Source organism: Anaerocolumna sp. AGMB13020, from assembly GCF_033100115.1.
Classification (GTDB): domain Bacteria; phylum Bacillota; class Clostridia; order Lachnospirales; family Lachnospiraceae; genus Anaerocolumna.
On the sequence record NZ_CP136910.1, the window covers coordinates 3,243,057 to 3,258,310 of the forward strand.

The following is a 15,254-nucleotide window of genomic DNA, read 5'->3' on the forward strand; positions in this document are numbered from 1 at the left end:
GGCTGTGCAATGAAACGTGATTAATTCATCTTTTTCTGAAGCAGCTTCTGTTCCATGGACGAATAGTCCGCCTCCGTATAGGAGCGCTGAGGAAAAGCATTGAACCGGTTTTGGGCAGCTGTCTGAGGTTTGGCAGATTTTCCGGAATTAGCAGCGGTCATAGCGGCAGCTTTTGCAGCATTGGCGGCCTTGTCCTTGGAATGCTCTTCATCCAGCTTGCTTATCTGTGATAATTCCTTTACGCCTTTTTTATTCCAGTTCTCCAGTATTTTATCCGCATATTTAAAATCCGGCTTCTGGGTAAGCAGTATGGTACGGTTGCAGGCCTCCACGATGATATCGATGGAGAAACCGAATTTGTTCAGCCATTTTTCTATAAATTGCTTCTCAATCTGACCGGGTGCCCTGTTTAACCCAAAAGCTTTGTTGATGGCCGTGTAATTGCTGTTATAAAGAGCGGTTTTGGCTTCGGCTTTTTCTACGGTATCCACCCCTTCTTCTGCCCAGGAAAGAGCAACGGCTTCTATGTAGGACGGATTCTTCTTGTTCTTAGAGATACAGTATTCGTATAAATACATGATAAGCTCTGCGGAGAAACCAAGGCTTTCATAAAGGTATAGGATCAGCTGCAGATCCATGGGTTTGATCAAACGGTCCAGGTAGATCTCAATTATGTTCAGCAGCCATTTGACCTCGTCATTTTCTGTCAGCTGCTTTATCTGAGCTTCGGAATAGGTGGGCTTTTCAAACATATGTGCCTTCCTGTCCTCCGGGATTCGGGCATTTGACATATCAGCATATGCGGTTTCATCCGTTGGGCTGTCATCATAAGAGGATTTGTCATAACTGTTGTTAGTATAAGCACCGGTCTCCGAATTATTCTCCGTTAATCCACTCTTTGCATAATCCTCCTCAGCGGAGGAAGCAGGATAAACAGGGGCGGTGTAGCTGGTCTTTTGGTTACCATCAGGGTAGCTTTGATTGTATGTATTTTCATTTGTGATTTCGGATTCTTTGGATTCCGGATCATTTATTGTCATGGAAATAATTTCTTTTTTGCTGTCTCTTTCCAAACGAATCAGGTTAACCTTTTCCCAGTAGCTAAGAGCACGTATAATATCTTTTTCTGTTTCGTCCAGGTGATCGGCGATGGATGAGATGGTAATAGATACATCACCGAAACTATGTACGCAGCGAAGCAGATAAAGATATACCTTCACATAAGAACCGCTGGCAACAGGCATATATTCATCAATAAAAGAGTTGGGTACCAGGGTTACACCCCGTTCGCGGCTGGTATTTAACAGTATTGCACTCATATTTATTAACCTCTCATTTCCTTTGTAAGTCATATTGTAACATAGAGCATTGGGATTGGAAATAGGCTAATTTCCGGGAAAGCTTTGGGGGATAAAATTGTGGATAATGTGGATAATGTGGAAATGAAGCAGAATTTTATTGTAAAATAATGTAAAAACAACCGGAAAGCTGTAATAATGGCTAGCTGATAAATTACTTTAACCAGCTTAAGGTAATTTGTGAATGGAATAAAAAATCCACAGCCTTATCACAGTGAAATTGTTGATAAGGTTGTGGATAATGTGGATAACTATAGTCCTAAAATGGCATTTCCAATGGTTACAACGTCTCCGGCGCCCATAGTTATCAACAAATCGCCGTTAGTACAATTTTCTAATAAATAATTTTGTATTTCATCAAAAGTCGAAATATGGATGACATCCTTGCCTTTTTCCTTTAATAAAGCTTCCAAATCCTTGGAAGAAATGTCACCTGGATCCAATTCCCGGGCAGCATAGATATCAGTCAGTACAATTTTATCCGCCAGAGACAGGCTTTCCGCAAATTCCTTTAAGAAGGAGCGGGTCCTGGTATAGGTATGGGGCTGAAATACACACCACAGACGGCTGTGAGGATAGTTTTTGGCTGCTGTAAGAGTTGCGGTAACCTCAGTGGGATGGTGCGCATAATCATCGATAACCGTAACACCTGCTATGGTGCCTTTGTATTCAAAACGGCGTTTTGTTCCGGTAAAACGGGATAAGGATTCCTGGATTGTTGTCAAAGGAATATCTAAGTTTCTGGCAACAGCCACTGCAGGCAGTGAGTTGGAAATATTATGGTCTCCTACCACATGCAGATGAATCTCGCCAAGCAGTACTCCGTCTTCATAAAGACTGTATTGACCGAAACCATTTGCATCATAATGAATATTTCCGGCAAAGTAATGGTGCTTGGCACCGGCTGAAGGAGCGCACTCCTCTTTTGTGCTGTAAGTAATATAAGGACAGTTCAGTTCACCGGTAAAAAGGGATATATTTTCTATATCAGCGTTTACGACAAGGAGTCCATCGTCGGGCAGAAGATCGGTAAAAGACTTAAAGGAGTTACGGATATCTGACAGATCCTTAAAGAAATCCAGATGTTCCTCTTCGATATTTAGTATTATTCCTGTCGTAGGATTGAATTTTAAGAAACTATTGGTATATTCACAAGCCTCCGTTACAAAGTGCTCTGATTTTCCAATTCTTATATTTCCGCCGATGCCGTCTAAAATTCCGCCAACGGAAACAGTTGGATCAAGACCAGCATCCAATAACAGCAGGGATATCATGGAAGTAGTGGTAGTCTTTCCGTGGGTACCGGATACTGCGATGGCATCAGGATAGCATTTCATTATCTGTCCTAAGAGTTCAGCTCTGTCTATTACCGGTATGCCAAGTTCTCTGGCGGCCATAAGTTCAGGATTGTTTTCCTTTACAGCTGTGGTATAAACGACCAGCTTTACATCGTTAGTTATATTTGAAGGACGTTGACCATAAAATACAGTAATGCCAAGCCCTTCCAAATGATCAGTAGTGGTACTTGCCTTCGCATCGGATCCGGTAATTTCAAATCGTAGGGTATGTAAAAGCTCTGCCAGACCGCTCATGCTGATACCGCCAATGCCTATAAAATGTACTTTGATGGGGGTGTTAAAATCAATCTTAAACATAAGACACTTCCTATTCTTTGTGATTGCTTTCCATTATGGAATTGCAGGGTTAATTTATAAACTGAAACATAATGAACTGAAATAATATAACCTAAATAGTATAACCTTATAAACCTTTGTTTGTATAGCTGTAATGAAAACCAGATATATCATCACATTTGCACACTGTAAAAGATATAGCAACAGTTCAGTTTATATAGTATGAAACCTATTTGTAATTATAATCAATTCCACTAAAAAAACAATTGATTTTTTCGCATACACTCATAATATGATAAATTGCTATTTTGGGAAACTTGGTTAATTAAGAAAGAAATCAATGAATGGAAATGTATCACAACTGTTTTAGACATACCCGGGTAAAAACAAAATGTACTTTGTATTGAATTTTATTGTACAGCAGTTTTGATTATTTCGACAGACAAGTCGAAATTTAGGGTAAAACCACAGAAAAATATTTGAACAAGGGGAAATACATACAAAATTAACCAAAAGGGGGTAATTGAATTTGTTCATTATATATAATGCTATAAAAAATATATATTTTAATAAAATATTTGTAAAATTTATTCACAAACCTGTAAATGAATGGTATAATAATGTCAAATTAAACAACAAGAGGTGATTGCATGATAAAGAAAGAAATGATAGCAATGCTTCTGGCAGGAGGACAAGGTTCAAGACTTGGAGTATTGACCTCTAACATTGCTAAACCCGCAGTAACTTTCGGTGGAAAGTACAGAATCATCGATTTCCCCTTAAGCAATTGTATTAACTCAGGTGTTGATACTGTCGGGGTATTGACTCAATACCAACCCCTTCGTTTAAATACGCACATAGGAATCGGAATCCCTTGGGATCTGGATAAGAATATAGGCGGAGTCTCCATCCTGCCGCCATATGAGAAAAGCACCTACAGTGAATGGTATACCGGTACAGCAAATGCCATATATCAGAACCTGGAGTATATGGAATATTACAATCCGGATTATGTCCTGATACTGGGCGGAGATCATATCTATAAAATGGATTATGAAGCGATGTTAGATTTTCATAAGCAAAAGAACGCAGATATCACCCTGGCTACCATACCGGTTCCATGGGAAGAAGCCAGTCGTTTCGGAGTTGCAATTACAGATAATGACCGAAGGATCACAGACTTTGAAGAGAAACCGAAGGAACCCAGAAGCAATCTTGCGTCTATGGGAATTTACATATTCAGCTGGGAGGTGTTAAAGGAAGCACTGATCACACTCTCGGAGAAAAAAGGCTGCGATTTTGGAAAGCATGTAATACCTTACTGTCATGAAAGAAAAGACAGAATATATGCCTATGAGTATAATGGTTACTGGAAAGATGTAGGAACTCTTGGATCTTACTGGGAAGCCAATATGGAACTTATAGATTTGGTCCCGGTGTTTAATTTGTATGAAGAGTTTTGGAAGATATACACCAAGAGCGATATCATACTTCCTCAGTTTATAGGCGAAGAGGCTGTTATTGATAAAGCCATAATCGGTGAAGGTGCTGAGGTCTACGGTGAAGTGCATAACTCCGTAATTGGTTCCGGCGTTTATATCGGAAAAGGTGCGGTTGTCAGAGACTCCATTATCATGAAATCCACTGTAGTGGAAGACGGAGTTCAAATATACAGAGGCATAATAGCGGAAAATTCCGTAATTGGACAGAATTCAGAGCTTGGTGTGGGGGAAGAGGTACCCAATAGGACTGAGCCGTCAATTTACTCTTTCGGTCTGGTAACTATTGGAGAAGGTTCCGTCATACCCCCAGGTGTTAAGATTGGTAAGAACACTGCAATTAAGGGTATCACTGTCCTGTCCGATTATGAAGAAGGAAATCTTGCCAGCGGAGAGAATCTAATAAAGGCAGGTGAGAGGCTATGAGAGCACTAGGTATCGTTTTAGCCGGAGGTAATAACAATAAGATGCGGGAGCTTTCCCATAAAAGGGCCATAGCGGCCATGCCCATAGCTGGAAGCTACCGAAGCATTGATTTTGTTTTAAGTAATATGAGCAATTCCCATATACAGAAGGTGGCGGTATTCACACAATATAATGCAAAGTCTCTTAATGAGCACTTAAATTCCTCAAAATGGTGGGATTTTGGCCGTAAGCAGGGAGGGCTATTTGTATTTACCCCGACCATCACAGCAGATAACAGCTTTTGGTACAGGGGTACAGCAGACACCATGTATCAGAACCTGAATTTTTTAAAGAGCAGCCATGAGCCTTATGTAATCATTGCTTCCGGAGATGGCATCTATAAGCTGGATTATAATAAGGTATTAGAATACCACATTGAGAAAAGGGCAGATATCACAGTAGTATGCAAGGAGTTGGAGGACGAAGAGGATACCAGCCGTTTCGGAGTTGTAAAAACCGATGAAGAGGACAGAATCATGGATTTTGAGGAGAAACCTTTAAGAGCTGATGATAAGAAGGTGTCCATCGGTGTATATGTTATCAGAAGAAGGCTTTTAATCGAACTTTTAGAGAAATCCGCCGAAGAAGACAGATATGATTTTGTGAAAGACATTCTTATCCGTTATAAGAATGTAAAGAAAATATACTCTTATCCGATTCATACATATTGGAGCAATATCGCTTCTGTAGAAGCTTATTATAATACAAATATGGATTTTCTAAAGAAGGAGGTAAGAGATTATTTCTTTAAGCAGTATCCGGATATCTATTCCAAGATTGATGATATGCCACCGGCAAAATACAATCAGGGTTCTGCGGTAAGTAATAGTATTATCTCCAGCGGCTGTATAGTAAACGGACGTATAGAAAACTCCGTTATTTTTAAAAAAGTATATATCGGCAACAACTGTACGATTAAGAACTCCATTATCTTAAACAATGTCCATATCGGGGATAACACCTATATAGAGAATTGTATTGTGGAGAGCCGAGATACCATCCGGGCGAATTCAACCTATGTGGGAGAGCCGGATAATGTAAAAATCGTCATTGAACGAAATGAAAGATACTTAATGTAAAAAGCAAGAGGATTAATATCCTTTCGCATATAAAAAACAGACAACACTTAAAGGGGGCTATACAAAATGCAGATTACAGATGTTCGTGTACGCAAAGTTAGCAAGGAAGGAAAGATGAAAGCGGTTGTTTCCATCACGATGGATAACGAATTCGTCGTACACGATATTAAAGTTATTGAAGGGGAAAAAGGCTTGTTTATTGCAATGCCCAGCAGAAAAGCAGGGGACGGGGAGTACCGTGATATTGCGCATCCTATCAATTCGGAAACCAGGGATAAGATACAGAAGATTATCCTGGAAAGCTATGAAGTGGCTGCCGAAGAGTATGATGAAAAAATAGAAGCTTAAACAGCTTAAGAGCTTTCATTGCTCCAGGAAGGAGCTGCCGCATAGGACTGTGGCAGCTCCTTTTTGGTAATTTTCCAATGTAAGCTGCTCATCAAGAGTTTGCTGTGTTTGGGTTATGAAATCCGTTGCACGTAACCTGCTTTATAGAGTATAATAAGTATAAGGTAATGATGACGAAGAAAGGAGCCGTAACATGAAAAAAATAACCAGGTTAATGTTAGGAATAGGTATTCTTTTTGCTATAATGTTCGGGGTTAATTTTCGGTATCATATCAGCAGTAACGTGACGGATAATGTTTTAAGTGAAAAAGAGAGCAACGGAGACTTTATTCTGGAGGTCAGAGAAGCCATGCTGCAAGGCGATGAAAAGAAGGTGCTCCAGTATACCGGCAACGTAGAGGATATGGAATGGTTCACAGAAGAGGTAATCGATCAGGTGTATGCTATAGATGATAAGAGCACTTCAGGTGATCATGACTATTTAAAATATAAGGTTAACAGCATATATGCCCATATAGTGGGACTTGGGAATAAACTGACAGTTACCTACGAATTTAAATACAATGAAGTTTACGAAGAAACCTTGTTGGTGGATGAGACCATCAAGCAATTGTTTGAAGAGTGGAAGCTGGCTGAATTAAGTGATTTTGAGAAAATAAAGAAGATACACGATTTTATTGTAGAGAATGCTTCTTATGATACATCCGTAACAGATTATTCCGCTTATGATAACCTTATTGGCAAAAGTTCCACTTGTCAGGGTTATATGAGCATTGCTTATAAAATGTTTACAGAAGCAGGAATCCCAGCCAGGATTATTACAGGAATAGGCAATAATGACAGCCATGGCTGGAATATCGTACAGCTTAATGGCTTGTGGTACAACATCGACTGTACCTGGGATGATCCTCTTACCAAGAGTGGAAAGAGCTTGCTGTTATACGAATATTTCCTTAAATCTGACAAGGATTTTAGCGGTCATGTAAGAGACGATGAATTTAATACAGAAGATTTTTATGCAGAGTATCCTATGGCAGAGGAATCTTATAAATGGAAATAAAATACTCAGCAAAAAGGTTAAGTAATTTCCATAAATGACGAAATATTCCATATAGAATAATTAAGGTGGGATGGTCATGAAAATTGGAGCAATGCAAGAGAACAGATATATAAAAGTTTCTGGCGCAGATTTGCAAGAACAGCCAATAAACAAAAAAAATGATAAGAATAACCAGGAAATAAGGTCCATTTATGCAGGAAATCTTAACTTGGTCCGGGACCCTGTTGAGATTACAAAGAAAAATGGTCAAAAGCAGGCAATCAGGGCAATATTGGAGACCTTCTCGAAAGAATTGGATGTAGATACTAATATAAATGAAATGAGAACGAAACAGGAAGAGCTGCGGGCCGAAATGTCTGTGTATCATGATAAATTAGCATCCGTTCAGAAGATGAAGGAGGAAATTCGTAAGGGCTATGAGGTATCGGAGTACTCTCAGGAGGAAATGGATGTAAATCTCATAATGAAAGGTGTGAATAATCCGGAAGCTCTTACGGATGAAGAAAAGCAGCAGTTGGAGGCCATCGGTTCACTGACAGATTTTCAGAAGGAAATACTTGAATGCAATAAGATAGAGACTTATTGGAACAATAATCTGAACAATGCCAACCGTTCCATAAATAGTATCAGTATTGCCGTAAATTCCATACAACTGGATAGGCAAAAGCATAATCCTGTCTTAGCGGCAAAAGAAGCCGCCCAGGATATTATAGATATTACATCTAAAGAAGTCATTGGTATGCTGTTGGAAGAATCAAAGGACACAATAGATGAGAAGATCAACAATAGCGACGATGCAGAAAAAGCTGACGAAGCAGATGCAAAGAACGATAAAGAGCAAACAGACAAGGTAGCAGCAGAAACCGAGGAGCTGCTGTCTAATTATAAAGCGAAGCAGGAAGAAATGCTGAAGAAGCTGCAAAAGCAGGCACAAATCAGTAATATGCTCATGGATGATCTGAAAGGCATATTTTTGGATCTTCGCTATTAAACATAATAACCAGGAGCCTGAGGGAAGTAATAAAATGGATCAGGCTCTTCTCATTATAATAAGTATAAGAGAGTATTCTATTAATTTTCTATATCTGCAATATTTCCATTGATTAACTTCGCCAGAAACTCTCCCACATCTGCCTCTGCCTCCTCCAAGTCCAGATTGTTCTTTACAGCAACAGCCTCCGTTAAAGCTTCCGGAGTGATAACCCCTCTCATCATCCGATCCCAGAGGAAGATACCGGTTTCGTTTATGGAAGGCAAGCCGTTAACTGCTCCATTATTGGAATCTCCGTCTTTTACGATACAGAATTCGCCGCCCAGTTCCTTTACGGAAAAACCTTTCTTAAGAGTAATTGTTTTTATCTTCATAAAACACCAGCCTTTCTGTTGGATTTGTATTAAGCTTAGCATATGTAAAAGGCAGAATCTATGCATAAAACGATACAAGAATAAAGAGAAAATACTGTTTTTATAGCTCTTTTTATTCCTTGCCATAATTTTTGAATTCGTATATAATTAAAATAGCTATAACTTTAAAAGAGAGTATTGAATAGTTATAATTCTTATTTACAATAATAGTGACTGTAATGTCAGTTATAATAGTCGCTGATACTGGAAGGATTAAGAACCCAGTATCATTACAGGGCGGATCGAAAGATGCGTTCTATTCTCGTATGCAAAAAAGTGGAAGCTTTCCTGGTATAAAAATTCCATTTGTAAAAAAAGAACTAAAAATTTGTAATATAAAAGGACAGGTAGAAATAATGTACATTATAGTTGGACTTGGAAATCCCTCCAGAGAATATCAGGCCACCAGGCATAATATCGGATTCGATGCCATTACAAGGCTGTCGGATGATTTCCGTATTCCTCTGGATTTTAAGAAACATAAGGCGATTTGTGGAAAAGGCATGATTGCAGGAGAAAAGGTTATTCTGGCCCAGCCTCAGACTTATATGAATCTAAGCGGAGAAAGTGTCAGAGAATTGCAGGACTTTTATAAGGTGGCCCCTGAAAATATCATTATCATATATGATGATATCAGTCTGGAACCGGGTAAACTAAGAATCCGTACCAAGGGCAGTGCCGGAGGGCACAACGGTATAAAGAGTATTATTTCCCATCTTGGAACAGAGGAATTTCCAAGAATTCGTGTCGGTGTGGGAGATAAGCCGGCTGGCTGGGATCTTGCAGATTATGTACTGTCACGTTTTTCTTCAGAAGAACAGCCGATTATCAGAGAGGCACTAGGAAAGACTTCGGAGGCTGTAAAGGCCATTTTAACAGATGGTATGGAACCAGCCATGAATCAATATAACAGAAAATAAGGAGGCACTTCCTTGAAAACCTTTATTAATCCTCTTAAGGAATTAAAAGAATTTAATGAAATAAAGGACAGTTTGACCCTGAAAAATACACCCGTTCAGATAACCGGATGTATTGATTCCCAGAAATGCCACCTTATATATGGGTTTGGGGAAGAATATTCCCAGAAATTAATTATTACTTATAACGATTTAAAAGCGAAAGAAATCTGCGAAGATTATAAGCTCTATGATAAAAATGTCTTCTTCTATCCTGCTAAGGACATTATTTTCTATAGTGCGGATATACATGGAAATGCAATTGTCAGGGAACGCCTTAAGATACTAAAGCGGCTTCTGAACAAAGAACCGGTAACCATTGTAACCACCATTGACGGTGGAATGGACAGGATTCTGCCTCTTAATTTCCTTATGAAGAATGTTATTACCATAAAAGAAGGGGAAGCCTGTGATTTATCAAAGCTTCAGGCGGCCTTATCCCATATGGGCTATGAAAGGCAGGGGCAGGTAGAAGGTCCCGGCGAGTTTGCGGTAAGAGGAGGGATTCTTGATATTTTTCCTCCGGCGGAGGAGTGTCCCTACCGAATAGAATTTTGGGGGGATGATATTGACTCTATCCGTTCCTTTGATGTAGGCAGCCAGCGTTCCATAGACCGGCACGAAGAGCTGATGATCTTTCCGGCGGCAGAAATCGTCTTAAGTACAGAAAGACTCCAGGCAGGACTAAAGAAGCTGGAGGAAGAGAAGACAGCCCATGTAAAACGATTAAGGGAACAGATGAAAACGGAAGAGGCTTTCCGTATACAAGGCATTATTGATGATTTCAAGGACAACATTGAGAGCTTTCAGGGATCTGTTGGAATTGACAGCTATATCCGATATTTCTATGAAGAAACCGTCTCTCTTTTTGATTATTTTGACAGAGAAGATTCCCTTGTGTTCTTAGACGAACCGGTCAGAGTACAGGAAAGAGGAGAAGCAGTAGAAACCGAGTTCAGAGAAGGTATGATCGGAAGAATTGAAAAAGGATATATTCTTCCCGGGCAAAGCGATGCGGTCTATAGCTATAAGGAACTTTTGGCGGGACTGAACCAGATGAACCTTATGCTGCTTAGCACTATGGATCTAAGGCTCGCAGGTTTTACGATAAAAAATAAGTGGGATATGACAGTTCGTTCGGTTAATCCCTATAATAACAATTTTGACATTTTGGTGCAGGATCTCCTTAAATGGAAAAAGAGCGGTTACAGAGTATTATTGCTCTCTCCTTCAAAGACACGTGCCAAACGTCTGTCCGATGATCTGAGAGAGCATGGACTAAATGCTTTTTACAGTGAAGATATGGACAGAGTCATATTAAAGAGTGAGATAATGGTAGCAGGGGGGAACCTTCATAAAGGTTTTGAATACCCTCTTATTAATCTTGTGGTCATTTCTGAAAGTGATATCTTCGGAGCGGAAAAGAAGAAAAAGAAAAAGATCAGAGAATACGACGGAAAGAAGATTCAGAGCTTTGCCGACTTAAATATCGGTGACTATGTTGTTCATGAAAACCATGGACTTGGTATCTACAGAGGTATCGAAAAAATAGAAGTAGATAAGGTGACAAAGGATTATATCAAGATTGAATACGGCGGTGGCGGAGTACTTTATATCCTGGCTACAGGCCTTGATGTCATACAGAAATATGCCGGAAGCGATTCTGGTAAACATAAGCTGAACAAATTAAATTCTGTAGAGTGGAAGAATACCAAGACAAAAGTAAAAAGCGCGGTGAAGGAAATAGCCAGGGAACTGGTGGAATTATATGCGAACAGGCAGCAGAAGGAAGGTTATGCCTACAGTCCGGATACAGTATGGCAGAATGAATTTGAAGAAATGTTTCCCTATGAGGAAACGGATGATCAGTTAAGAGCTATTGAAGAAACGAAAAAAGACATGGAAAGCACCAGAATTATGGATAGGCTTGTCTGCGGTGATGTAGGTTATGGTAAGACGGAAATCGCCATCAGAGCAGCGTTTAAAGCAGTGGCAGACGGAAAACAGGTGGTTGTTCTGGTGCCCACAACCATTCTGGCCCAGCAGCACTATAATACCTTTGTACAAAGAATGATGGATTTTCCCGTAAGCATTGATATGCTTTCGAGGTTTAAGACTCCGGCCCAGCAGAAATCCGTAATGGAGAGAGTAAAACGAGGCAGTCTGGATATTCTGATTGGTACCCACAGGGTCCTTTCCAAGGATATTCAGTTTAAGAATCTTGGACTTCTTATAGTAGATGAGGAGCAGCGTTTTGGTGTTACCCATAAAGAGAAGATAAAGCAGTTAAAAGGGGATGTGGACGTACTTACACTTACGGCAACACCAATTCCCAGGACCCTTCATATGAGCCTTATCGGAATCAGGGACATGAGTGTCTTAACGGAGCCACCGGTAGACAGGATGCCGATTCAGACCTTTGTACTAGAGCATAATGAAGAAATCATACGAGAAGCTATTCATCGTGAGCTGGCGAGGGATGGGCAGGTTTATTATGTCTATAACCGGGTAAACGGAATTGATGAGGTGGCAGGAAAGATTGCCAATCTGGTACCGGAGGCCAATGTATCCTTTGCCCACGGGCAGATGAGTGAGAGAGAGCTGGAGAGAATTATGTTCAGCTTTATAAATGGAGAAATTGATGTATTGGTGTCCACTACCATCATTGAAACGGGCTTGGATATTTCAAATGTGAATACCATGATAATTGACGATGCCGACAGGCTTGGACTATCCCAGCTTTACCAGTTAAGAGGAAGAGTGGGAAGAAGCAACCGAACCGCCTACGCATTTTTAATGTATAAAAGAGATAAGATGCTGAAAGAAATTGCTGAGAAGAGACTTCAGGCCATTAAGGAGTTTACAGAGCTTGGCTCCGGCTTTAAGATTGCTATGAGAGATCTGGAAATCAGAGGTGCCGGTAATCTGCTGGGAGCACAGCAGAGCGGTCACATGGAAGCAGTGGGGTACGACCTGTATTGCAAGATGTTAAATGACGCCGTTAAGTCCATGAAAGGGGAGGTATCAGAGGAAGAGACCTTTGAAACCACCGTTGATATGGACGTGGATGCCTTTATTCCTGCAACCTATATTAAGAATGAGTTTCAGAAGCTGGATGTATATAAGAGAATTGCAGATATAATGACAGAAGAGGAATTCCTTGATATGCAGGAGGAACTGGTGGACCGATTCGGGGATATGCCGGCCAGTGTCAATAATTTGTTAAATATAGCCTATATCAAATCCCTCTGTCACAGTGTTTATGTTACTTCACTGGTATACCGGGGAGAGGAAATAAAGCTTGTATTATATTCTAAAGCCAAGCTGTCAGTAGAACGGATACCGGAACTGATAAAGAAATACGAGCCTAATATCAAGCTGATGCCGGAAGCAAACCCATATTTTCTGTATTCGGTAAAAAAAGTTCAGGGTAAAGGAAAGATGGATGTCTTATCCTTATTCGAGCTGATAAAAAATATCCTTGCAGATGTAAAGTTATTGCTTGAAGGCAATTAATCCCTTATAATGAATGAAGTGAAAGAAAATAAGCTGTTAACAGTAATTATAAAACGGATAGCTTTAAGAAACAGAAAGCGTTTAATGGATTGCATTTAGGATTACAGCTTGCCATAGAAAGGATTGAAAAGCTTCATGAAAAAATATCTAAAAAAAGCAGTATGTATATTAATAGCCGCTGCCCTGCTCGTAAGCTTAACCGGCTGTAAGGAGAAAACGGAGGAGAAGCAGAAGGGGAACGTTAACAATACGCCATCCGTAACTGAAACCGTAACCGTAACGCCTACAGAAGCAGAAGAAACGAAGGAGAACCGGGGAGAACTGGTTGTTACTGTTGGAAACAATAAAGTATATTACAATGAATCCATGCTGTATTTTATGTTTATGAAAGCTCAGTATGAGGCCTATTTCGGAGATGCAGTCTGGGGCTATGAAGTAAGTGCTGGAACTACTTTTGAAGATCAGGCGAAGGAAGAGATTCTGAATCTTATTACCCAGACAAAGATTGTTGTTGAGAAATCCGAGGGTTATAATGTTGCGCTGACAGAAGAGGAAGAAGCCACGGTGCTTGAGAATGCTGCAAACTATTACGCCGGCATAACAGAAGCGGATAAAGAAAAATACGGCTTTACGGAAGATTTGATCCGTAAGTTCTACCGGGAGAATCTGATATACCAAAAGGTCTATGATGCGGTTACCATGAATGCGGATACAGAGGTTACCGATGACGAAGCGAAGCAGATAACCGTTGATCATATACTCCTTAAGACCACGGTAAGCAAAGACGGAAAAGATGAACCTATGACCGAGGCAGAGAAGAAAACTGTCCGCAAGAGAGCTGTCCAGCTGTTAAAGGATGCCCAAAAAACAGAAGATTTCAAAAAGCTGGCAGAAGCCAATACGGAAGATTCCCAGGTGGAATATACCTTTGGAAAAGGTGAAATGGTAGCTCCGTTTGAAGAAGCTGCCTTTGCTCTGAAAACAGGAGAATTAAGCCCTATTGTGGAAACGGAATACGGTTATCACATTATTTACTGCGTCAGTGATTTTGACAAAGATGCTACGTTAGAGAAAAAAGAAGAAATTATTGAAGACAGACAAAACGAATTGTTTAAGAAGCTTTATGAAGAATGGTCACAGAACTATAAGGTAGAGGTAAAGGAAAAGGTTTGGACAGTTATGACCTTGAGAAACGAAAGTACAGAGGAGCCAGAAGGCGCAGAAGCTACAGGAGAGGTAACAGCAACTCCTGCACCTTAGGCCTTCAGATCTTTGGTAAGCCACAAGGTCATCAGGGCAAGTGCCGATCCTAAAACAATACCTCCAAGAACATCGGTCGGATAATGGACAAACAGGTATAGTCTTGAAAAGCCAATAAGGGAAGCCAGAATGAGAAAAATGCTTCCGCTTTTTCTCTCTCTGGCAAACAGGATTACGGCTGCTGTAAAAGATGACATGGTATGACCGGAAGGAAAAGAATAAGAAAGGGGGGCCCTTATCAGGTCAGGATATCCTGTTAATCTGGTAAAGGGCCTTTCTCGTGCAAAAAGAGGTTTTAGTATACCGTCACATAACAAAAGCTCAAAGATCAGGGCAAGGGTGAGTATAATACCCCATTTGCGGTTCTTCTGCGATAAAACCAGTATAAGTGCAATGGAAAGCCAGACGAGAGAAGAGTTACCCAGACTGGTGATAAATATCATAAGTCTATCTGTAAAAGGAGTATGTAAATGCTCTGCAATAAAATATAAAAGAGAATCGTCGAATTTTTGAATAATAGGAAACATAGGGACCTCTTAAACCAGGATATATTTATACAATATGATAGCAGAATCCATATTATGCTGCAACAAAGGCAGCCAGAAACAGCTGGTTATTTCATCACATCTCATCTGCAGCGAATGCAGGGGTCATATTCCATCATGGGTTTGCTGT

12 protein-coding genes are annotated in these 15,254 nt (G+C 40.1%); 8 read left to right on the plus strand and 4 right to left on the minus strand.

What is annotated here, in order from left to right; all coding sequences use genetic code 11:
• Nucleotides 1-20: 20 nt before the first annotated feature.
• A complete protein-coding gene (locus R2R35_RS13200; RefSeq protein WP_317730287.1) occupies nucleotides 21-1,319 on the minus strand; it encodes a DnaD domain protein in 1,299 nt (432 codons plus the stop codon).
• 290 nt (nucleotides 1,320-1,609) lie between these two features.
• The gene (murC, locus tag R2R35_RS13205) at nucleotides 1,610-3,013 is read right to left on the minus strand and encodes a UDP-N-acetylmuramate--L-alanine ligase (RefSeq protein WP_317730288.1); all 1,404 of its coding nucleotides are present in this window, start codon (nucleotides 3,011-3,013) and stop codon (nucleotides 1,610-1,612) included.
• Between the two features lie 629 nt (nucleotides 3,014-3,642).
• Here murC and R2R35_RS13210 point away from each other — a divergent pair.
• From R2R35_RS13210 to R2R35_RS13230, 5 genes are all read left to right on the plus strand, one after another.
• Complete coding sequence (locus R2R35_RS13210; RefSeq protein WP_317730289.1) at nucleotides 3,643-4,917, plus strand: glucose-1-phosphate adenylyltransferase; 1,275 nt, start codon at nucleotides 3,643-3,645, stop codon at nucleotides 4,915-4,917.
• Complete coding sequence (gene glgD / locus R2R35_RS13215) at nucleotides 4,914-6,035, plus strand: glucose-1-phosphate adenylyltransferase subunit GlgD (protein WP_317730290.1); 1,122 nt, start codon at nucleotides 4,914-4,916, stop codon at nucleotides 6,033-6,035. The genes R2R35_RS13210 and glgD overlap by 4 nt, the downstream gene beginning before the upstream one ends.
• A 66-nt stretch (nucleotides 6,036-6,101) precedes the next feature.
• Complete coding sequence (gene spoVG / locus R2R35_RS13220; protein ID WP_033164022.1) at nucleotides 6,102-6,383, plus strand: septation regulator SpoVG; 282 nt, start codon at nucleotides 6,102-6,104, stop codon at nucleotides 6,381-6,383.
• A 193-nt stretch (nucleotides 6,384-6,576) separates the two neighbouring features.
• On the plus strand, nucleotides 6,577-7,443 hold the full coding sequence (locus R2R35_RS13225) for a transglutaminase domain-containing protein (RefSeq protein WP_317730291.1): 867 nt from the start codon (nucleotides 6,577-6,579) through the stop codon (nucleotides 7,441-7,443).
• A gap of 76 nt (nucleotides 7,444-7,519) precedes the next feature.
• A complete protein-coding gene (locus R2R35_RS13230) occupies nucleotides 7,520-8,434 on the plus strand; it encodes a hypothetical protein (RefSeq protein WP_317730292.1) in 915 nt (304 codons plus the stop codon).
• Nucleotides 8,435-8,514: 80 nt separating this feature from the next.
• Here R2R35_RS13230 and R2R35_RS13235 read toward each other — a convergent pair whose 3' ends face one another.
• Complete coding sequence (locus R2R35_RS13235) at nucleotides 8,515-8,808, minus strand: PqqD family protein (protein WP_317730293.1); 294 nt, start codon at nucleotides 8,806-8,808, stop codon at nucleotides 8,515-8,517.
• 395 nt (nucleotides 8,809-9,203) lie between these two features.
• On the opposite strand from R2R35_RS13235, the gene pth reads away from it, so the two are divergent.
• The 3 genes from pth to R2R35_RS13250 all read left to right on the plus strand — a co-directional run bounded on the left by pth (nucleotide 9,204) and on the right by R2R35_RS13250 (nucleotide 14,579).
• Nucleotides 9,204-9,767, plus strand: coding sequence for an aminoacyl-tRNA hydrolase (gene pth, locus R2R35_RS13240; RefSeq protein WP_317730294.1), 564 nt, complete (start codon nucleotides 9,204-9,206; stop codon nucleotides 9,765-9,767).
• Nucleotides 9,768-9,779: 12 nt separating this feature from the next.
• Nucleotides 9,780-13,319, plus strand: a complete 3,540-nt coding sequence (mfd, locus tag R2R35_RS13245) for a transcription-repair coupling factor (protein WP_317730295.1) — start codon at nucleotides 9,780-9,782, stop codon at nucleotides 13,317-13,319.
• Between the two features lie 135 nt (nucleotides 13,320-13,454).
• On the plus strand, nucleotides 13,455-14,579 hold the full coding sequence (locus tag R2R35_RS13250) for a peptidylprolyl isomerase (RefSeq protein WP_317730296.1): 1,125 nt from the start codon (nucleotides 13,455-13,457) through the stop codon (nucleotides 14,577-14,579).
• Here R2R35_RS13250 and R2R35_RS13255 read toward each other — a convergent pair.
• Nucleotides 14,576-15,106: a phosphatase PAP2 family protein gene (locus R2R35_RS13255; protein ID WP_317730297.1), complete on the minus strand. Its 531-nt coding sequence runs from the start codon at nucleotides 15,104-15,106 to the stop codon at nucleotides 14,576-14,578. The genes R2R35_RS13250 and R2R35_RS13255 overlap by 4 nt on opposite strands.
• Nucleotides 15,107-15,254: the final 148 nt, after the last annotated feature.